Source organism: Flavobacterium psychrotolerans (genome assembly GCF_003097635.1).
GTDB classification, from domain to species: domain Bacteria; phylum Bacteroidota; class Bacteroidia; order Flavobacteriales; family Flavobacteriaceae; genus Flavobacterium; species Flavobacterium psychrotolerans.
Genome location: NZ_QCZI01000005.1, coordinates 127842 through 149352 on the forward strand (window position 1 = coordinate 127842; position 21511 = coordinate 149352).

At 35.9% G+C, this 21511-nt stretch carries 20 protein-coding genes and 1 tRNA gene; 6 read left to right on the forward strand and 15 right to left on the reverse strand.

Features of this window, described 5'->3' with window-relative positions:
- Positions 1 to 2: 2 nt before the first annotated feature.
- Positions 3 to 1733 carry a T9SS type A sorting domain-containing protein gene (locus tag DB895_RS05650; RefSeq protein WP_116724391.1) on the reverse strand — a complete coding sequence of 577 codons (1731 nt, stop codon included), beginning with the start codon at positions 1731 to 1733 and terminating at the stop codon, positions 3 to 5.
- A 12-nt stretch (positions 1734 to 1745) separates the two neighbouring features.
- On the reverse strand, positions 1746 to 2087 hold the full coding sequence (locus DB895_RS05655; RefSeq protein ID WP_116724392.1) for a DUF4907 domain-containing protein: 342 nt from the start codon (positions 2085 to 2087) through the stop codon (positions 1746 to 1748).
- A 627-nt stretch (positions 2088 to 2714) separates the two neighbouring features.
- Here DB895_RS05655 and DB895_RS05660 point away from each other — a divergent pair.
- From DB895_RS05660 to DB895_RS05685, 6 genes are all read left to right on the forward strand, one after another.
- A complete protein-coding gene (locus tag DB895_RS05660) occupies positions 2715 to 3809 on the forward strand; it encodes an efflux RND transporter periplasmic adaptor subunit (protein WP_116724393.1) in 1095 nt (364 codons plus the stop codon).
- Positions 3809 to 5065 carry an ABC transporter permease gene (locus DB895_RS05665; protein WP_116724461.1) on the forward strand — a complete coding sequence of 419 codons (1257 nt, stop codon included), beginning with the start codon at positions 3809 to 3811 and terminating at the stop codon, positions 5063 to 5065. The genes DB895_RS05660 and DB895_RS05665 overlap by 1 nt, the downstream gene beginning before the upstream one ends.
- 2 nt (positions 5066 to 5067) lie before the next feature.
- Positions 5068 to 5742: an ABC transporter ATP-binding protein gene (locus tag DB895_RS05670; RefSeq protein ID WP_116724394.1), complete on the forward strand. Its 675-nt coding sequence runs from the start codon at positions 5068 to 5070 to the stop codon at positions 5740 to 5742.
- A 447-nt stretch (positions 5743 to 6189) separates the two neighbouring features.
- Positions 6190 to 8439 carry a formate C-acetyltransferase gene (gene pflB, locus DB895_RS05675; protein ID WP_116724395.1) on the forward strand — a complete coding sequence of 750 codons (2250 nt, stop codon included), beginning with the start codon at positions 6190 to 6192 and terminating at the stop codon, positions 8437 to 8439.
- A gap of 97 nt (positions 8440 to 8536) precedes the next feature.
- Positions 8537 to 9313 (forward strand): pyruvate formate-lyase-activating protein, encoded by a 777-nt coding sequence (pflA, locus tag DB895_RS05680; protein ID WP_116724396.1) that lies wholly within the window; start codon positions 8537 to 8539, stop codon positions 9311 to 9313.
- A gap of 23 nt (positions 9314 to 9336) precedes the next feature.
- Positions 9337 to 10515 carry an L-lactate MFS transporter gene (locus DB895_RS05685; protein ID WP_116724397.1) on the forward strand — a complete coding sequence of 393 codons (1179 nt, stop codon included), beginning with the start codon at positions 9337 to 9339 and terminating at the stop codon, positions 10513 to 10515.
- A gap of 226 nt (positions 10516 to 10741) precedes the next feature.
- On the opposite strand, the gene DB895_RS05690 is transcribed toward DB895_RS05685, so the two are convergent.
- The 13 genes from DB895_RS05690 to DB895_RS05750 form a co-directional block, all read right to left on the reverse strand.
- The gene (locus DB895_RS05690; RefSeq protein ID WP_116724398.1) at positions 10742 to 11209 is read right to left on the reverse strand and encodes a hypothetical protein; all 468 of its coding nucleotides are present in this window, start codon (positions 11207 to 11209) and stop codon (positions 10742 to 10744) included.
- Between the two features lie 106 nt (positions 11210 to 11315).
- Complete coding sequence (locus DB895_RS05695; RefSeq protein WP_116724399.1) at positions 11316 to 11885, reverse strand: pentapeptide repeat-containing protein; 570 nt, start codon at positions 11883 to 11885, stop codon at positions 11316 to 11318.
- A gap of 206 nt (positions 11886 to 12091) precedes the next feature.
- Positions 12092 to 12165: transfer RNA gene (locus DB895_RS05700), tRNA-Arg, on the reverse strand.
- A gap of 84 nt (positions 12166 to 12249) precedes the next feature.
- Positions 12250 to 12393, reverse strand: a complete 144-nt coding sequence (locus DB895_RS05705; RefSeq protein WP_116724400.1) for an SsrA-binding protein — start codon at positions 12391 to 12393, stop codon at positions 12250 to 12252.
- 22 nt (positions 12394 to 12415) lie between these two features.
- A complete protein-coding gene (locus tag DB895_RS05710) occupies positions 12416 to 12637 on the reverse strand; it encodes a hypothetical protein (protein WP_116724401.1) in 222 nt (73 codons plus the stop codon).
- Between the two features lie 94 nt (positions 12638 to 12731).
- Positions 12732 to 13772, reverse strand: a complete 1041-nt coding sequence (locus tag DB895_RS05715; protein WP_116724402.1) for an agmatine deiminase family protein — start codon at positions 13770 to 13772, stop codon at positions 12732 to 12734.
- A 2-nt stretch (positions 13773 to 13774) separates the two neighbouring features.
- Complete coding sequence (locus tag DB895_RS05720; RefSeq protein WP_116724403.1) at positions 13775 to 14662, reverse strand: carbon-nitrogen hydrolase; 888 nt, start codon at positions 14660 to 14662, stop codon at positions 13775 to 13777.
- A gap of 115 nt (positions 14663 to 14777) precedes the next feature.
- On the reverse strand, positions 14778 to 16049 hold the full coding sequence (locus DB895_RS05725; protein ID WP_116724404.1) for an NRAMP family divalent metal transporter: 1272 nt from the start codon (positions 16047 to 16049) through the stop codon (positions 14778 to 14780).
- Positions 16050 to 16200: 151 nt separating this feature from the next.
- Entirely contained in the window at positions 16201 to 17883 is a 1683-nt protein-coding gene (locus DB895_RS05730; protein WP_116724405.1) for a Na/Pi cotransporter family protein, read from the reverse strand.
- Positions 17884 to 18050: 167 nt separating this feature from the next.
- The gene (locus tag DB895_RS05735) at positions 18051 to 18779 is read right to left on the reverse strand and encodes a head GIN domain-containing protein (protein ID WP_116724406.1); all 729 of its coding nucleotides are present in this window, start codon (positions 18777 to 18779) and stop codon (positions 18051 to 18053) included.
- A gap of 2 nt (positions 18780 to 18781) precedes the next feature.
- Positions 18782 to 20485 (reverse strand): PspC domain-containing protein, encoded by a 1704-nt coding sequence (locus DB895_RS05740; RefSeq protein ID WP_116724407.1) that lies wholly within the window; start codon positions 20483 to 20485, stop codon positions 18782 to 18784.
- Between the two features lie 5 nt (positions 20486 to 20490).
- A complete protein-coding gene (locus DB895_RS05745; RefSeq protein WP_116724408.1) occupies positions 20491 to 20820 on the reverse strand; it encodes a PadR family transcriptional regulator in 330 nt (109 codons plus the stop codon).
- Positions 20821 to 20869: 49 nt separating this feature from the next.
- On the reverse strand, positions 20870 to 21325 hold the full coding sequence (locus DB895_RS05750) for a DUF4870 domain-containing protein (RefSeq protein WP_116724409.1): 456 nt from the start codon (positions 21323 to 21325) through the stop codon (positions 20870 to 20872).
- Positions 21326 to 21511: the final 186 nt, after the last annotated feature.

The window sequence follows — 21511 nt, forward strand, 5'->3', positions numbered from 1 at the left end:
AGTTATTTATTAAAAATCAATTTCCTGGTTATCGTTTTTTCTCTGGTTATTACCTTAAGAAAATACATTCCCCCAGATATCGCCGAATTAAACTCAATTGTTTCTTTGATTTGACCGTCTGTTCTAATTGGTGTTTTAGAATAAATAAGTCTACCATTAGTATCTTCAATTTGTATCAATACGTTTTCTTCTGCATTCTCATTGTTCATTTCAACTGTGAATGAACCTGTTGTGGGATTTGGGAACAACACCAAAGAATTTTCATTATCTGTGACTGAAGGATCTATGTTTACTGATAACCTGTTATTCTTGTCATCCTTGCAATCTTTTTTGTTGGCACAATTTCCCAAATAATCACCATGTGCAAGATGGGCCTGAACAGCAGCGCTGGATATGCAAATTGTTTTATTGGCATGGCATACCTTTACTTTGTTTTTGTCGCAACGCACATCAATCACAGTGACTGTAACATCATCTGTTTCCGAATTTCCTTTGGCATCTACAACTGTTAATATGTATGTTGTTGTTTTTGTAGGGCAAACGGTAATGCTTGGATTTGAAACCCCATTTCCATTTGAATGGTGATTATGATGATGATGTGAATGTTTGGTTTTTGAAGAGTTGTCTTCTTTTTTTACGGACTCGCTATCCCAGTAATAGTGATATGGTTCGGTTCCTCCAGTTGCAAAACCAGTGAGGGTAACGCATTCGCTTGGCGGATAGCCATAATAGACTGTTTTATCTGGTCCCGCATTGACAAAAATTCCTGCATCATATTCCCAAAAATCTTTTTTGTATTGTCCATTTAGCGAACCTGTTCCTATGTAGCCTTTAGTGCCTATAGAAAATCCTACAGCATTGCTTCTTAAAGTTCCTGCAAAGTCGGCGATTTTCTCCCATGAATTGGAACTTTGGTCATATTCCCAAAAGTCATTCTTTAAATCGGTACCATCATAACCTATACCAATATAGCCATTGGTATTTATTGAAAATCCCGATGCAGAATATCGGGCAGTTCCTTCGAAATCTGCCTTCTGAATCCAAGAATTTGTGGAGGGGTCGTATTCCCAAAAGTCTTTCTTGTATATATTGTTCCATCCAGTTCCGATATAGCCTTTGGAACCAATTGAAAAACCTACAGCGAAAAATCTTTCTATTCCTCCAAAATCGGCTTTTTGCTCCCAAGAATCAGAACTTGGATCATATTCCCAAAAGTCTTTTTTTAGTAAACCATCCCAGCCAGTTCCAATGTAGCCTTTGGTCCCTATCGAGAATCCCACTGCATATGTTCTTGATGAGCCACCAAAATTTGCTTTCTGTACCCAGTTATTGCTCAATGGATCATATTCCCAAAAATCATTTGTTGATCCAAAAGTGGTATTCCCTAAACCTATATACCCTTTGTTATTGATAAAAAAACCTACAGCATTGTCTCTTGCCAGCCCACCAAAATCGGCCTTTTGAGTCCAAGAGTCTGTGGTTGGATTGTATTCCCAAAAATCTTTCTTAAACCCCTCGTCTGGATTTATTCCTGTTCCGATATAGCCTTTATCACCAATACTGAATCCCACGGCGTAATTTCGGATACTAAAAAAGTCAGCTTTGGCTGTCCATGTATCTTGGGCAAAACCCTGAAATACTATTGATAGTAAGATAGAGTAGAGGGCAAAGGGTTTTATTCCATCAAAAGAATTCCCAATAGCACTGATGAGTAAAATAACTATTTTTTTCATGATAATTTGGTATTAAAGTGTTTTTATTTTTTTTAATTCTTCTAGGGTTATGCTAGGTGGCATTTCACCCTTATTCATTTTACCAATAATAAATTCTGCAGTTTTTTTTGCGGCTTTTTCAGTTTTAAAACCCTCATTTCCGGGCATTCCTGGAATATTCGGCTGATGAATAATTATTTTATTACCAACCGTAATTTCGTACCCCCAAGTAGCATTGATACTGGGAATGGTCTTTGCATTAATGCTGTTGTTTTGAGCTATTCCTATTATAGGGAAAGCCGCCTTTTCCGCCGTTTGGGCATTTAGAAAAGTCAAAGAGCAAAGCAATAGAACTGTAATGAATTGTTTTTTCATCGGATTTCTTTTTAGTGATTATTTACAAAAACAGTTGTTAGGTTTTGATGATCGGCAGGCACATCCCTCAGAATGTATTCCTTGCTTATTTAAAAAGATTTAGGGGGTAAAATCCTTTACAGGATTTAAACAGATTTTATTTCTTTAGTTTCGTTTTTCATAGACGTCCTGATATTAGATTAAATACAGCATAGCAGCCATAATTAAAAATACAGTAGCGAGGGGCGCTCATTTTTTGAAAAAACGAATTTCTTAGTCTTGTTAAGAAATGTCATTAAAAGTGACACTAATGCCATTAGGTATCATGTTTACATAAAGTTACTAAAAAACAGCAACATAACCCGTTTATTTCTGTTTTTAGTTTTTCCTTTTTTGGCGTTTTTACAAAATATTGTCTGTTATCTCTCTAACCCCAAGTTTGACGTCAACAGCCTCAAATTTGACGTTTACACATTTATAACAGATTTCTTAGGGGAAATTAATTGTAATTTATGCAGTACAATTTCCTTATAAATGGTGTTTTTCCTTATAATTATATAGCAATTAATGTCCAAAATCACTCCGTTTTGTTGTATATTTGAAAGTATTATTCTTCCCTTTTGTCACTAGTTTTTAATACAATTTATAATGAGAGCTTCACTAGTATCATTTTTTGGTATATTTTTTCTCAGTATTATTTCCTGTTCTAGAAAAGAGACCGAGGAAACAAAACCAACTCTGAGCGATGTGACCGAAAGCGTTTATGCTTCGGGCGTGGTAAAGGCGGTTGGACAATACACTGTTTATGCCACAGTCAATGGGATTTTAAAAAACACTAAAGTTACTGTAGGACAGGAAATTAAAGAAGGTCAATTGTTGTTTGAGTTGGAGAGCGACAAAGCAGCGTTAAACACCGAAAATGCAAAATTGGCCTATCAGCTGAGTCAAGAAAGCAACCGTTATATTCAGGATAAAATTTCGGAAATGGAAATGAAAGTACTAGCATCTAAAGACAAATTGGATTTAGACGAATCCATTTACACCAGAAACAAACGTATCCAACAATACCAAACCATTTCTGAGGTCGATTTTGAAAGAGTGGAATTGGCTTATAAAAGTTCCAAAATTAATTATGAATCGGCCCAAAAGCAATTGGTACAGCTTAAAGCCCAGTTACAAAATGACCAAAATCGCAACAATATCAACCTGAAAATCAGTCAAAAAACGCAAAGTGATTTTGGTGTTAAGAGCGCCTTTTCGGGACAATTGTTTGATATATCTGTCAAAGAGGGAATCTTAGTTACTCCCCAAACACCTTTGGCCATTATAGGAAAATCCAATTCCTTTTTGTTGGAGCTGGAAGTTGATGAAAACGATATGGTTCTCGTTACATTGGGTCAGAAGGTTTTAGTGACCATGGACAGTTATAAAGGTCAGGTTTTTGATGCCGTTGTAGATAAAATTTATCCCATAATGGATGAACGTTCCCGTACTTTTAAAATAGAAGCCCATTTTGTAAAACCACCACATAAGCTCTATCCCAATTTAACCGCCGAAGCCAATATTGTTATCCAAACAAAAAAGAATGTCATTACGATTCCGAAAAATTATTTAATTCAGGGTCAATATGTTTTGGTTGATAAAGACGAAAAACGCAAAGTTAAAATAGGCTTGAACGATTATCAAAAAGTAGAAATTCTGGAAGGTTTAAAAGCAGAAGAAACCATTTATAAACCTGAATGATGAACTTTAAACTAATCCTGAATATTGCGTTGCATTTGCTTCAAGCCCGGCTCAAACAGACCGTTGTCGCTGCTGTTGGAGTTACTTTTGGAATTGCAATGTTCATATCTTTGGTGAGTTTTATGACTGGACTAAATGATATGTTGGATAGTTTAATGCTTAACAGAACGCCACATATACTTTTGTACAATGAAGTGAAGCCACTAGAAGATCAGCCTATTTCGTTATCGAAAGAGTATAAAAAAAGCACAAATTTCATCAATTCTATAAAACCAAAAGACAGAGGGAAATCCATTTATAACAGTAAAACCATCATTAGAGTTTTAAAAGAAGATCCTCGAATTATTGATGTGGCGCCCAAAGTGACTTCTCCAGTTTTATTTAATTCGGGAACCATCGAAATATCGGGAGTGGTAAACGGTATCGATGTGACATCCGAAGAAAAACTATTCAAAGTCAGCGATAATATTATAGTGGGCAAGGTTGGGGATTTGGCTGAATACAACAGTATCATTATCGGAAAAGGATTGGCAGACAAAATGTTGCTTTCCAAGGGGGATATCATAAAGGTCACGACTGCCAAAGGAGGTTTGGCTTCTTTAAAAATCGTTGGAATTTCTGAAATGGGTATTGCTGCCATTGACGATACTTCCAGTTATACGTCTTTGGCTACCGCCCAAAAATTATTGGGGGAACCTACTGGTTATATCACGGACATTCAAATAAAATTGTATGATATGGCTTCGGCGGCAACGGTTGCAACGGAATTTCATAATCGATTCAATTTGGATACGATAGATTTTAAAACGGCCAATGCACAATTTGAAACCGGCAGAACGATAAGAACCACAATTTCCTACTCGGTAGGGGTGGTGTTGCTAATTGTGGCCGGATTCGGAATTTATAACATTTTGAATATGATGATTTATGAAAAAATGGACAGTATTGCCATCCTGAAAGCAACTGGTTTTTCAGGCACTGACGTCAAATGGATTTTCGTATCGCTTTCCATAATTATTGGGCTTACAGGAGCATTGTTTGGGCTGTTGTTTGGTTATATTTTTTCTTCCATAATTGATGTAATTCCGTTTCATACCGCCGCATTGCCAACCATAAAAACCTATCCCATCAATTATAGCACTACCCATTATGTAATTGGGATTGTCTTTGCGTTATTCACCACCACAATTGCCGGACTTTTCCCCGCCTTAAAAGCCAGTAAGGTGGATCCAGTAGAAATTATTAGAGGAAAATAATCATGGGAAATAAAGTGCTCGAGGCCATTGGTTTATCCAAATATTTTTATGAGCCCGTGAAATTTCAGGTGCTCAAGGAAATCAGCATGAGTGTTGACCACGGTGAATTTGTTTCGATTGTGGGAAAATCGGGTTGTGGAAAATCGACTCTGCTGTACTTGCTCTCTACTATGGATACCGATTATGAAGGCCAATTATTCATCAATGAGCAACAGATTACCGGAAAACGGGACAACGAATTGGCTAAAATCCGAAATGAGAATATTGGGTTTGTGTTTCAGTTTCATTATTTGCTTGCGGAATATAACGTTTTAAAAAACGTCATGCTTCCTGGTATGAAGTTAGGGAAACATTCTCAGCAGGAAGTAGAACACCGCGCCATGGAGCATTTAAAAACCCTAGACATGGAAGACCAGGCCCTGAAAATGCCCAATCAGTTGAGTGGTGGACAAAAACAACGTGTAGCCATTGCCCGAGCCTTGATAAATGATCCTTTAATTATTATGGGGGATGAGCCTACGGGAAATCTAGACCAGAAGAACAGTGACCTCGTTTTTGATATTTTCAACAAACTGACCCAAGAAAGAAACCAAACGTTACTTATTGTTACCCACGATACTGATTTTGCCCAAAGAACCAGCAGAATCATTACGATGGAAGACGGGAGGATTGTTTGAAGGGCAATTTAGATGAAGAGACGCAGTTAATTCATTAGTGAGTTCAATCTGAGTTTATTGATGACTTCAACAGGAATTTTATTGTTTGTAATGCATACATAATGAGCTATACTGTTGTATGCTTCTTATAATATTTCTCTATATTATTTAAAGAAAAAAAGTGCCGATTTCCAGTTTTCCAGAAGAAAATGACCCATAAATAGAAAATTAAAAAACTACATCGTTAGAGCTATTTTGCTTTTTGTATTCAAAAAAAGCTAAAAAAGATTCATAAGTGATTAAGTACGATATAAAAAAAAAGGAATACACATTTATTTTAGATAAGAACTGCTGTTTTGCTAAATAACTCATAGAATATGTAGTCTATTTACATATTTCGTAAATTTAGTATATAGAAAAGTAAGATAAAATATATCCAAAAAGAATAGATAATTAATACATCAAAAAATGGAAAATTTAGTAGAAAGAGAATCGCTTAATAAAGGGGTCTTGAATAAAGGAGTTTGGAACAATACAATTAATGTACACGATTTCATTGTCCAAAACATCAAATCGTATGAAGGGGATGCTAGTTTTCTTGTAGGCCCGTCAGACAGAACCACTAAACTTTGGGATGTTTGTAAAAAATCGCTTTTAAAAGAAAGAGAAAATGATGGTTGTTTGGCCATTGATACCGAAGTGATTTCCAACCTTACTTCTTTTGGACCTGGATATATTCAAAAAGAAAACGAAACTATTGTAGGACTTCAAACAGACGAACTTTTAAAAAGAGCAATGAAACCTTTTGGAGGAATCCAATTGGTGCAATCTGCTGTTGCAGAAAGAGGATTAAAAGTTTCGGATAGAGTAGTTGATATTTTTAATTACGCCAGAAACCATAATCAAGCCGTATTTGACGCTTATGACAGTGAAATTAAAACCTACCGTTCGAAACACGTATTGACTGGTTTGCCTGACAACTATGCCAGAGGAAGAATCATTGGCGATTTTAGACGAGTGGCTCTTTACGGAATTGATAGATTGATTGCCGAAAAGAAAACAGATAAAGTAAATGTAACTGGCAATATGGACGATGCCAAAGTACGTTTGCGCGAAGAAATTGCCGATCAAATCAATGCCTTGCTTGATATGAAAAAAATGGCGCTGACTTATGGAATTGACATTTCAAAACCGGCAGTAAATGCGCATGAAGCGGTTCAGTTTACTTATTTAGGATATTTAAGTGCGGTTAAAGAACAAGATGGAGCTGCAATGTCTTTGGGTAATGTTTCTTCATTCTTAGATGTATATATACAAAATGATCTCGAAGCTGGAATCATTGATGAAGTTCTAGCCCAAGAATACATTGACCAATTTGTAATGAAATTGCGCGTGGTGCGTCACCTACGTCCAAGTGCTTATGATGCTATTTTTGGTGGAGATCCAACTTGGGTTACCGAAGCCATTGGTGGTCAATTGTATGATGGAAGAACCAAAGTTACCAAAACTTCTTTCCGATTCTTGCAAACACTTTATAACTTAGGAGCGTCTCCAGAACCAAACTTGACTATTCTTTGGTCTGAAAAATTGCCACAAGGATTCAAAGATTTTTGTGCTCAAGTTTCCATCGACACTTCATCTCTTCAATACGAAAATGACGATTTGATGAGAGGTAATCGTGGTTCAGACGATTATGGTATTGCTTGTTGCGTTTCGTACCAACAAATTGGTAAAACAATTCAACACTTTGGGGCTCGTGCCAATTTGCCTAAAGCACTTTTAATGTCCTTGAATGGTGGGAGGGAAGAAGCTCAAGGAGTGCAAGTAGTGAACAACATTTCGGAAATGGATGATGAAGTTTTAGACTACGACACTGTAATGAAATCTTTTAAAAAAACATTGGCAGAAGTAGCTCGTGTCTATGCAAAATCCATGTACATCATTCATTACATGCACGACAAATATTATTACGAAAGAGCTCAAATGGCCTTGATTGACTCTAATCCAAATATTGACATTGCTTATGGTGCTGCCGGAATTTCAATTATTGCCGATTCGTTGTCAGCCATTAAATATGCCAAAGTAACTCCAATCAGAAACGAATACGGATTAACCGAAGATTTTAATATTGAAGGAGATTTTCCAAAATTTGGTAATGACGATGATAGAGTGGATAGCATTGCACAGGAAGTGACCAAAATCTTTATCGACGAGTTGAGAAAACATAAAACGTATAAAAATTCAACACCTACACTTTCATTGTTGACCATTACTTCAAATGTGATGTACGGTTCTAATACTGGTGCAACTCCAGATGGGCGTAAAGCTGGCGAGGCTTTTGCTCCAGGAGCCAATCCAATGCACGGAAGAGATGAAAACGGAGCGATAGCTTCTTTAAATTCAGTAAGTAAATTGAATTATAATGATGCCCAAGACGGAATTTCTTATACTTTCACTATGGTTCCCAAATCATTAGGAAATAATTTAGAAGAACAAGTTGGCAATTTAACCACCACATTGGATGCTTATTTTGGAAGAAATGCCCATCACTTGAATGTGAATATTCTAAACAAAGAAACCTTGTTAGATGCTTACAATCATCCTGAAAATTATCCTCAATTAACCATCCGTGTTTCTGGTTATGCTGTTAATTTTGTACGTTTGTCAAAAGCGCACCAACTGGAAGTAATCAGTAGAACTTTCCATGACACGATGTAATTGATTGAAAAACTTCAAAAAAACGTAGGCTTTATTTGATGCTATTCCTTAAATTATTTTTTAAAGGAATAGCATCAAATCAATTAAAAAATAAAATATGTATTTCCCAGAACAACCCAACCATCTATTAAACGATACCGACTTTGATTCCTTGAGAATACATTCGTTGGAAACCTTTGGAACTCATGATGGTCCCGGAATACGGATGGTCGTATTTGTTCAAGGATGCCAATTTCGATGCTTGTATTGTCAAAATCCCGATTCAATAGATGTTCACGGAGGTTCATTGGTCACCATCGATGAACTCGTTACTAAAGCATTGAAACAAAAATCTTATTTTGGAAAGCAAGGCGGAGTCACCGTTTCAGGCGGAGAACCTTTGCTGCAAAGATCCAAATTGATTACTTTTTTTGATCGATTGCACGAACAAGGTATCAATACCTGCCTGGATTCGAATGGACGCGTTTTGGATGCACAAACAAAGGAAGTTCTCTACAGAACCGATTTGCTGCTGTTGGATGTAAAACACATCAACGAAGAATGGCACAAAAAATTGACCGGTTTGAACAATTCCATCACCTTGAAAGTGGCAGAATACCGCGAAAGCACAGGTAAACCAATGTGGTTACGCTATGTTTTGGTTCCGGGATGGACGGATCAAGAGGAATATTTGCATGAATGGGCGAAACATTTTTCAGGTTATAAAACAGTTGAAAGGGTGGAGATTATTCCTTTTCACCAATTGGGAAAACACAAATGGGAATTGTTGAATATGGAATATGCGCTTGCAGATACCGCATCTCCAACAGCTGAAACTTTGGAAAAAGTAAAAGCCATTTTTAGTCTGTATTTGGATAACGTGAAAGTAAAATAAATTCAATAAAAAGTATTTAAGAAATGAAAAAGAATAAATATTTGATTGTCTTGGCTGGAATGATTATGCAGCTGTCAATCGGGTCTATTTATGCGTACAGCAAATGGATCGAACCTTTATCAAAAGTATTGAATTGGGATGCACATGATACCAAAATAGGGTTTAGTTTAGCCATTTGCTTTTTAGGATTAACGGCAGCTTTTATGGGTAAATTTGCCCAAAAAGTGGGGCCAACCAAAGCGGGATTATTGGCAACCCTGTTTTTAACCATAGGATTGTTGGGAAGTGCATTGGCTGTAAATATAGGCTCCATCTACCTGTTTTACTTGACTTTTGGTGTTTTGCAAGGCATTGGTTTAGGATTTGGGTATGTGGTTCCGGTTTATACGGTCGTAAAATGGTTTCCAGATAAACCAGGATTGGCATCCGGGATTATTATTATGTCTTTTGCCTTGGGCTCCTTGTTGGCTTCTTTTTTGATTAGTCCATTAATTGCTTCCATGGGATTGTCCGGAGCCTTTGCCACACTGGGAATTGGCTATGGAATTTGTATGCTGTTAAGTGCTTTGTATTTGGCAAATCCTGTAAATGTTGTTACTACTCAGCTCACACATGTAGATTTGACTCCAAAAGAAATTATAACCGACAAACGTTTTATGGCGCTTTGGTTGTTGTTGTTCCTGAACGTATGTGGCGGGATCGCAATCATCTCGAAAGCGGCTATTCTTGGGGTAGAAGTAGTTGGAATGTCTGCAACACAAGCGACGATGTTTGTGGCCATTGTTGGTTTATTTAATGGTATTGGGCGTTTGTTCTGGTCCAGTATTTCGGATAAAATTGGCTGTTGGACCACTTTTATGCTTTTTATGGGAATAAACGGAATTTGTTTTGCTTTAATTCCCAGTTTTTCGACCAATTCTATCTCTTTTCAAATCTTGACTTATATCATTATTGCAGGTTACGGCGCTGGTTTTGCCACAATGCCATCCTTCGTGAAAAGCATTTTTGGAACTGAAAATTACGGACAAGTATTCGGTTATATCTTGACGGCTTGGTCCGCAGCAGCATTTGTTGGACCATTATTGTTGGGACTAAGTACGGAAATTACCATTTTCTATCTCTTTTCCATATTGTTGATTGTTGCCTTGACTGTAGGATTTTGGCTAAAAGGATTACTTGCAAAAACGTTGATTCCAGCATAATTATTCAATGACGAGTTCGTGTTTGAACAAGAGTCCTTTTACTTCCTTCAACGAAAAAATTGCTTTTTTTAATTTGGTTTTTGTTGGGTCAATCGTGTAGTTGGAATTCCATTCAATATTTTTTTATTAAATTAGGGTAATATCCCTCATTGGAAACGCTTTGTTGGAGTAGGGAACTCTTTGCAAACGAGCCACGCAACGAAACTCTAACTGTTACCAGCAGTTTTTATTTGTATTCAACATCTCTAAATTTACCTTTTATTATAGTGAATTGAATAACTTGGTATGAATCAACAGGTTTTCCTTCTTTTGAAGTCGCTGGTTTCCATTTTCGCGGCATTTTTTTTACTATTTCTAAAACTTGCTCAGATAAAATTACCAAATCTCCTATCTCATCGCTCACAATTTGAAAGTCGCCAATCTGACCTTTACAATTTACTATGAAACCAATTAAAATTCTAAAAGTATTAGAATTAGAAAGTGAATTTGCTTTGAAATATTTTTTTAATTCTTCGACCCCACCTCCAAATTTTGGATTAGAAAACGGAATGGTTAAGTCCATTCCTACTTTTTTTCGTAATACCCAATCATCAACAGTGTAAGTAATAGTTTTACGACAAGTTTCAAAAGGTTTTGGGCTTTGCGCAATACAATATTGAGAAAGAATTACAAGGAAGAATAAGAGTGTTTTCATCAGATTAGTGTTTTAAAATTGCGGGTAATGTCTAAATTAGCACGTGTCCCATATTCAAATACAGAAAATACAATCATTAATAAGCATTCGTAAATATATCAAATAATCACTCCACCACAACATCATACTTCACCAAAAGCCCTCTTAAGCCTTTTAAAGAGAAAACGGCTTTCTTGATTTTGGTTTTTGTTGGGTCAATCGTGTAGTTGGAACTGGTTTTAAAATTGGCCTTGTTGGCAATGGCTTTCGCAAATTCGGAACGGTACAAATCACAGGTATCAAAAATGGCTTCGGTCAAATCGGTACTCATAAAATCTACGGCTATCAGGCTGCAATCCACGAATGATGTTCCTTTTAGCTTTAACGTATAAAATTTCGAGAAATCGAGTATGCAATGGTTAAAGGCAATTTCAAAAATAAGTTTGTCGCACATGGCAAAATTGACTTCTTTCATCATACAATGGTTGAAGGTTACCGTTCTTAGCGCCACATAATTGATTTTGGCGGTATTGAAATTACAATCATTAAAAATGCAATCGATAAAAGTAACGGACAGAAATACGCATTGGGAGAAATCGCAATGGTTAAAAGTACAGCATTCGAATTCCTTGAAATTAACTTCCTGCTTACCATAAACGAGATTGTTGTATTGAATATCTAGGAAATAGTCCGCCATTGCTTTAGTTGTGGGGTTATAAATTTGACCGAATTGCACTCGATCGACTCCAGATTGGAAACGGAAAGTCTTTTTCAATTGGAGATTTCAATCTATTTTTTTTTAGATTTTGCTTCACAACATCCACAAAGCTTCGCTTTGAAAAAATAAAAAGCCCAAAAATAATTTCAAGTAATCTTGATTATTTTTAGACTTTTTTTTATTCGTGACCTTGACTGGATTCAAACCAGTAACCTCTTGAGCCGTAATCAAGTGCGCTATTCAGTTGCGCCACAAGGCCTTAATTCGGGTGCAAATATAGGTAATTTTGTTAATCTTGCAAACCTAAATATGAAATTATATGAAATATTTTTCGAATAAAAAATCAACAATCTAATGCTCTTGCAGTTACATAATAACGCCAGCCTATAATTGCCATTTGCCATTTCTTGGCTTTGGTTAAATCCAATCGTTGCTTGGTAAAACTCGGCAAAAATAGTTTGTTTATTTGGGCTAATATTTTGAACATACAAGATGATTTTATCTGAAATTTAGTATTCCGGCTTGTCATTTGCAAGAGCAAAATTTCTCGTTTTCTTTGGATAATCGGCATACGATTTATCACTAGGATTCACAATTGACGTTTTGATTGTAATTTTGTCTCCCAGATTAAATCCTTTGGAAACCATTTGATAATCTAACAGAAATTCGCCGCAGAAATAGTTTCCGTTCGCGTCTTTTTCAATAATTCCAGTATATATTCCTTTTGACATTTTATTTTATTTTTTAATGGTGCAAAACTAATCAATTTCCCGTTAGCAGGTATTAATTCGTCTTGGTTCTGATTACATGTTTCGATTTATCTTTTTACATTGGGATTTGCTGGCTCAGGCAATGCATCGTACCAAATCCCCAAATCAAATCGATGGCGCTAATACCTATAATTTCTCTATCAGGAAAACATTCGGAAAGGATGTTTAAAGCCACACGATCCTTGCTATCGTTAAAAGTGGGCACCAACACACAATTATTTAAAATCAGAAAATTGGCATAACTGGCCGGCAAACGCAGTCCATCAAAATTGAGCCGTTTGGGCATGGGTAACGCTACAATTATAGGGGATTTTCCGTTTTCCAGTTTGGCATTTTGCAGTCGTTTTAAATTGTCTTGCAAAGGCGCATAATTGCTGTCATTAGGATCTGTCTCTACAATGGTAACAATAGTGTCTTCGTTCACAAATCGGCATAAATCATCAATATGTCCGTGGGTATCGTCTCCTTCAATGCCGTCTCCCAACCAAATCACATTGGTAATTCCCAAATACTCTTTAAATACCACCTCGTAATCTGCCTTAGTGAAATTGGGATTTCGAACCTGAATATCGGGATGCAACAAGCACTCTTCTGAAGTCAGCAAAGTCCCTTTTCCGTTGGTGTCTATCGCGCCACCTTCTACAATAACTGGTTTTCCTTTGTACATGACTTGGGTCAACGGAATGTTCAGAAATTCGCTAACTTTAGAAGGAACGAGTTTATCCAATTGGAAATTTTTGTATTTTGCCCAGCCGTTAAAATTGAAATTCAAGGCTTCTCTTTGATCTCCATTTTTTACGATAATCGGACCTGAATCGCGCATCCAACTTCTATTGGTTTTTTGAATAATAAAGGAAACATTTGTCACATTTACATGGGCCGTTTCAAGCATTCCGGCTACTTTTTCTTTCAGTTTTTCATCGGCAACAACCAATATTACTTGCTCAAAAGTGGCCACTTTTTTTATGAATTCGATAAAAGCCCATTGTATGGCTTCGTATTTTCCCGGCCAATCTTTGCCATTATGTGGAAAACAGAGTAAAATGACTTGTTGTTTTTCCCATTCAGCAGGAAATCTTCGGTTGGTTGTACTCATGATTAGTCGATTGCTCTTTTTGTGATATCTCCAAAAGCATCAATTCTTCGATCTCTGAAGAAGGGCCAATTCTGACGCACATTTTCTTGTATCTCCAAGTCAACTTCGGCAATAAGAATTTCTTCTTTGTCGTGTGAGGCTTGCGCCAAAATTTCGCCTTGTGGTCCCGCAATAAACGAAGAACCCCAAAATTGAATTCCGGCTGTATCCGGTAAATACTGTTCTAATCCAATTCTGTTTGCAGCGGCAACATAAATGCCATTGGCCACCGCATGACCTTTCATGACGTTCATCCATGCACCATGCTGGTTTTCGCCATACTCTTCTTTTTCTAGAGGATGCCAGCCAATTGCCGTTGGATAAAATAAGACTTCCGCACCTTGCAAAGCGGTTAGTCTCGCTGCCTCAGGATACCATTGATCCCAGCAAATTAAGGTTCCTATCTTTCCTTTTTGAGTAGGGAAGGCCTTGAATCCTAAATCACCCGGTGTGAAATAGAATTTCTCATAAAAATGTGGGTCGTCGGGAATGTGCATTTTGCGGTACAATCCCGCTTCCGAACCGTCGGCATCAATGATATAAGCGCTATTATGATAAATTCCTGCCATTCTTTTTTCGAAGAAAGGAACAATAATAACCACTCCCAGTTCTTTCGACAAGGCGCTAAAAGCCGTAAACGAGGTACTATAAAGTGGTTCTGCAAAGGCAAAATTAGCAACATCTTCACTTTGACAAAAATAATGGCTGCTGTATAATTCGGGTAGCGAAATAACCTCGGCACCTTGGCTGGCAGCATCCCGAACCCAACTTAAACATTTTTTCAGGTTGTTTTCGGCAACGTCATTTAGATTCAATTGAATGACGGCTATTTTATATGTACTCTTTGGCATGGATAAAAATTTAGATTGCAAAAATAGTTATTTTTATAAAGAGAAGCGGTAAAGGAATTTGGAAAAAACAGGAAATAATGAAGTTTTTTATTGGATGAAATTCTAACAATCATACTCAATTATCCGTAAATTGAAAGTAAATTAAAGTCATGGCGGCAACGCTCATAATAATTAGTGCTATAAACCCCAGTGCATTTGCTTTTCTATCATTGGTATAGATGCCCATCACTTTTTTGTTGTTGCAAATATGGAGAATAATGGCAATCAAAACTGGAGCGGTTAATCCGTAAAGAATGGCGGTATAAATCAACGCTTTAATAGGAGAGATCCCAATGTAATTCAACGATAATCCCAACAGAAGTGAAATTGCAATCACAATATAGAATGCTTTTGCCTCATGAAATTTTTTGTCAAGTCCCTCTTCCCAACCAAAGGTTTCTGCAATGATGTAGGAAAGAGAACCGCTCAATACAGGAATGGCTAAAAGGCCTGTGCCAATAACCCCAATGGCAAAGAGTAAATAGGCGGAATTACCTGCCAATGGTTTTAAGGCCAGAGCGGCCTGCTCAACGGTATCTATTTGGTGAATGCCTCCATTATACAAAACGGTGCCCGTGGTAAGAATGATAAAATACATGACCAAACCTGAAAAAGACATACCGAAATCTACATCTTCTTCCATTTCGTAAATGACCTTTTTGTCCACCATGAGGTGTTTATTTTTGTGTTTCATTTCTTCGACTTCCATAGAGGCCTGCCAAAAGAAAAGATAAGGAGAAATGGTGGTGCCAAGAATTCCCACAAGAATACTAATATAATCCTTGTTGAATTTTATGGTTGGAATTACCGTAGCCTTAATAATCCGGATCCAATCTTGTGAGTACAAAAAAGGGACAACCAGATACACTAAAAGTACGATACACAGATATTTTAGAATTGCCGCAATTTTTTGATAGGGCAAATAAACAATTAACAACAATAGAATTACCGTAAAAAAAACACTAAAAAAAGTAGCCTCAATTTTAGGGAACAGTAAATTTCCCACGGCACCCATTCCTGCAATATCGGCGCCAATATTCATCACAATAGCAGGAAAACTAAACAACAGCATGAGATACAAAACAGGTTTTGGGTAATTTTTTTTGAGTGCTCCAGTTAAGCCTTGTGAAGTTACCAAACCAATTTTAGCACACATTTGCTGAATGGAGGCCATCAGCGGAAAAGCGATAAGCGCTGTCCATAACGTTGAAAGCCCGTAAGCTGCACCCGCCTGCGAATAGGTTGCAATACCGGAAGGGTCATCGTCACTCGCACCAGTTATAAGCCCAGGACCCAGTAATTTCCAGAAATGAAGAAGCTTTTTTGAAATTGGTATTCTGGTATTCATTTTATAGTGGATGTTGAATTAATTACAACTGTATACCTAAAAATACATCAATTGAATTATTTTTAAGATTCTGAATAGAAATATTGCAATAAAAGTACGGAAAAAACTTAAATTTTTACTGTTTCAGGGCTTGTTTTTTCCCTGAAACATCTTATGTTTTATATACGGGCAATTCATTAAAATCCTCCGCCAGTTTTTCTTCCAATAGAAAATCTTTTATGGCCATCAGCATAGCTTTATTGGAAGTAAAAAGTTCTCGGTTAAAATTAATAATTGTAGTGATGTCTATATCTTCAATAGGAGCATGTTGTGCCTCAATGTAAAAACCATTTAGAGCTGAACTATAGTTATTTTGGATGGAATCAAAGATTTGTCGAAGCACTTCAAAACGTGTTTTTTCATCATGAAAGAGGAGTGTGTTGAATTGATGGTATAGCTTTTCTGTTTCTTTTTTATGGTGTATAAAAAAATTGTATTTAATGTTTTTTGATGATTGTTTGAGGTTGATGATGTTGGTTCCAATGTCCTTCATGCTTTTAACGGAGTGCATGGAACTGCGAACGGCAGAAATCAATTGGTTGAGTTCAGAATTTTGCTCGCCCTCTAATTTTACCCGAAACGCTAAATAAAATGCTTGTAATTCGCCTTGCAATTGTTTGAGAAATTCATATTTTTCCTCTGGAATTTTTGAATGGAAATTTCTTTTCTCATTAATTTTTCTGAAATCGGAATGTTCCTGAAATGATTTGGTTTTAATGCCAAATAGTTCCAGATTAAAATACATGGAATTGTGGATAAAATATTCCGTTTCCCTTCGGAATAAATCCAAAGCCGTCTCAGGTTCGGCAATTGTGGCATGCCCTATAAAAGCTGCAGCTGAAGCATCGGTATCCTTAAAAAATCGTTCCAGAAATTTAGCAAACCGCTCCAAAAAAGGAAGAAAAAGTACAATGGACATAAAATTAATCAGACTTGAAAAAGCAACCAAGCTAATGAGCGGATCCCTAATGCTTAAAATATCGGTAATCAGTACCAAAATGGGTTTTAGCATCATGAAAACAATTGCCGTAAGCAAGAGATTGAAAAGGAGATTCCCAAGAGCCACCCGCTTTTTTGAAGCATTGCCACCAATGGCTCCCACAACTATTTTAATTGTGGTACCCGTTTCTGAACCAAGGACAATAACCGCAGCCATAGGAAAACCAATCACTCCGGCGTGAAGTGCACTCAACGTAAGAGCCATAGTAACAGAACTTGATTGAATAATTAGGGTAATAATAAATCCAATGAGCAAAAAAATAATCTGTGGCATGTATGCATATTCTGAAAAATCAAAGTTCTTAACCTGTGCTTCCATCGCTGCTTTCATAAAGGAAATGCTAATGAACAATAGACCAAATCCGAAAAGAAAATAGGAGCTATATTTAGCTATTTTTCGATTCCGGAACAATATTAACAATACCCCCCCAATACATAAAGCGGGGTAGGCAACTATCTCTAAATTCAATTTAAAACCAAGTGTCGCAACTAACCAGCTTGCGAGTGTGGTTCCCAGATTTGCTCCCAGAATAATTGCCAAAGCATTCTTCATGGTAAATACTCCCGCACCTACAAAAGCCAAAACCATCAACGAAACCATAGAGCTACTCTGAAGAATGCCCGTTACCAATGTACCACTCGCCACAGCGGCGATTTTGTTTTTTGTGCTGCGTTGCAAAAAGAGTTTGAAATTCCTCCCCGAAAGATTTTTTAATGACTCTTCGAGCAAGTACATGGAATAAAGGAATAAACCTATACCAGCAGCCAATTTCAGGATTGAATTAAGAATTTCCATAAGCCATAAATTCTATTAAAGTTAATGATAAAATCGTCCAATATCAAATTTTAAAATTTCGTCACTATGGCTTACGAGCTTGAATATCCCTAAAAGAAATAGGGCCTAACCCTAATTAAAAAGTTAAACCCTATTCTTTTGAAATAAATTTTTGGAATTACATTTTCTTATTCTTTATTTACGCTTCCACCAGAACTGGATTTTTTATTTATGTTTTTTGCGAGATTATGGTAATTTACGTTTGCACCACTAGAGGCTTCTGCATTTAAGCTTACTAAAGGGTAAACATCAATCGAACTTCCGCTGGAGGCATTGGCGATAATATCATTCGAGAGTAATTTTTCAGCATCAATGGTACTACCGCTTGAGGAAGATATTTCCAGGTTAATCGCTTTCCCATCTAGGGTTATTTGGCTTCCGCTTGACGATTCACAAGATGCTTTTTCAGCTTCTATTGTAATTTTAACGGATGCACCACTACTTGATTTTATGGAAATATTTTCGCTTTTAAGGGTGTTTCTTGAACTTAAATTTGCTGCGCTGCTCACTTCAACTGATTCAATTACAGGTATTTTTACGATTACCTTTTTGGATTTCACATTGATATAATTTTTGTAATCTGAAGTAATAATTAAAACCCCATTCTTTACTTTAGTAAGGATGTGTTTTTGCAAATTATCATCTGCAACAACCATCACTTCCAATTTATCGGATTGTTCCAGTACAACATCGAGTCCGTTTTCTACTTCAATACTTTTAAAAGTCCCTTCGATTAATCTGTTTTCAGAAGTTACATTTCCACTTCCTTTTATGCCCTGAAATTGGCAAGAGGCGAAAAGTAACCCCATCGCGGTCATAACCACGATTTTAGTTAGTAGAATAAAAAATTTTAACATGGCTACTTTGTTTTAATTAGAATTCCGTTTTTGTCAATTTTTATGGTACTTGTTTTATTTTCTTTATTTATGATGTCTTTTCCATTAATTTTCAATTCAATATCATTTATAGTATCATTTTCAATATCATTCCACTCATTTTCTTCTGGAGGGCAATTCAAACATTTTACTTGTGAACTTTCCGCTTTATAGACATAATTGTCTGAAGTGAAATGTAAATTAAAGAAGGAATCATCAGAATCATCATAGTCTTGAACACTACTGTCTGGTTTTAAAAGGGTTCCTTCCGGTACGTACAAAAAGAGTTCTACTTCTTGGTCTCGGTATTTATTTTTAAAATCGGTCAATAAATAATTATCCAAAATCAATTGATTCCCAATAATTTTATAGCCATATCTAATTTTTTCAGCCGTTTTTCTTGCTTCCGCCAATGATTTTCCTTTGGCTTCTTTTTCAATTTGAAGGTAAGGCAGTTTTTCATCGGTTTTCAAAATGTGAATGCTTACTTTATTTGAATAAATCACGTGAACATTTGAAGAATCCCGGGTTATCATAAAGTTATTGTGCTCGTTGACATCCTTGGCAAAAAAATCATTGTGCGTGAATTTGATGAAAAGTGTATCTTTATCTTTCAATTGAATGGTTTCCTTTTTAACGATTCTTCCATTAGCAGCAAATTCTGTCGCTTGTTTAATGCCAATACTGATTAAAATCCCAATCGCAATGAGCCAAAGTGCCAATAAGGTGTATTTTGCAATATTCCCAATCGATTTGATGCTTGGAGACAATAATTTGAATCCCAAAAGTAACAAGAAAAAGAACGGAATTCCAATGGCTAAAAACATCAATACTCCAAAAGCCCAAATAGGATAATCTGAAAAATTACCAGCATTCACGAAGTCTTGCCAAGGAAAATCGATAAAAGCGGTAGAGCCTAGAGTAAACACTCCAATAAACAAAATAACTAGTGTTACCAAACTTGTCATTATCAAAATCACGCCTAGAATTTTTGCAAAAATTTTGAAAATACTTGCAAATACGTCGCCGATTTCTCCTATAAATTTTCCGAAACCAGTTTTAACTTGGTTTCCCATTTTGTCATAATTAGCATTTTTGAATTTTTCTGAAACAGTCTCAAACTCTTCTCTAACTTTTTTCTCAATATTAGAAATGGTTATTGGCTCACCTGTCATTTCCAGTTTTTCAGACGTGGTAACAGCCTCCGGCATTACAATCCATAGAATTATATAAGCAATAATTCCAAAACTAGTCGATGCTAATACCAAGAATAAAATTTTAATCCAAACAGAATCAATTCCAAAATAGTGACCTAAACCCGTACAAACTCCTGCGATTGAACCTTTTTCTTTATCTCGATATAATTTTTTATGAACTCTATTTGTATCATTGAAATTATTTTTTTGAGATTCGTCCCCATCAGAATCAATTCTATAATCTTCTGGTTGACCCATTACGGCAATAATTTCGTCTAGTTCTTTCAAATTAATAACCTGTTTGTCGCTAGTGTGTTTTTCGGTTATCAATTCGGCAATGCGCAATTCAATGTCTTTAATGATTTCATCTTGACCATTTGAGTTGGATAAGGAACGCTTTATGGCATCAAAATAACGAGATAGTTTTTGGTAAGCATCTTCGTCAATGTGAAAGAACATTCCGCCTAAATTTATGTTTACAGTTTTGTTCATGACTATTATTTTTGGTTTGTGATTATATTTACTGCATCAGACAATTCAGTCCAAGTGCTATTTAATTCATTTAAAAAAGTTTGTCCTATTTCGGTCAGTCCATAATATTTTCTTGGTGGTCCCGAGGTAGATTCTTCCCAACGGTAATTGAGCAATCCGTCATTTTTTAATCTTGTTAGTAGCGGATAAATGGTTCCTTCCACCACAAGTAATTTTGCGTTTTTCAAAGTGTCAAGTATCTCGGATGTGTAGGCATCTTTTTCCTTTAATACAGATAAGATACAAAATTCGAGAACACCTTTTCGCATCTGGGCTTTTGTGTTTTCAATGTTCATGATTCATTTTTGATTTTTTTGTTAAACTATTCATTTTTTGATTGATGATTTATTTTAAAAACGGAATTGTAAATGGATATTTATATATTTCTCCGTTTGATGCTTTTACAGATGCCAATAGGATTAAGAAAAACTCGGCAATTTTTATAGCAAGCAAAAGGACTACTGCAATTATGGCAACAATTACAATTCCGTTGATGTGCTCTATATTGAAATTTTTAATGGGAAACGCATCATTATTAGAAATTTCAATAATGGAAATGTTTTTCAAAACCGTTACAATAAATATTGGAATTGCGATTAATCCTAATGCTAAAGAATACATAAACAAACTCAACTGAAAATTCAAAACTTGTTTTCCTTGAGCGTCAAGATTTTCGGATTTGTCCTTAGTCGAACTCCAAATAAGTAAGGGAAATATAAAATTCCCAAACGGAATAAAATATTGAGACAATGCACTTAAGTGAATCAATGTTGCTGTATTATTATTGCTATTTGTTTTCATATTTGTAAAATATATTTGTTAAGTGTAAATTATATTTTGAAATCATGTTGACACACTGTTTTAAAATCATATAGTAATTTCTTATGCAAATATATATCTAAAAGACAGTATCTTGTTTCGCATAGTAGTGTATGTTAACAAAAAATTAACATCTATGAAAAATTAAAAAAAAACATTATAACTTGT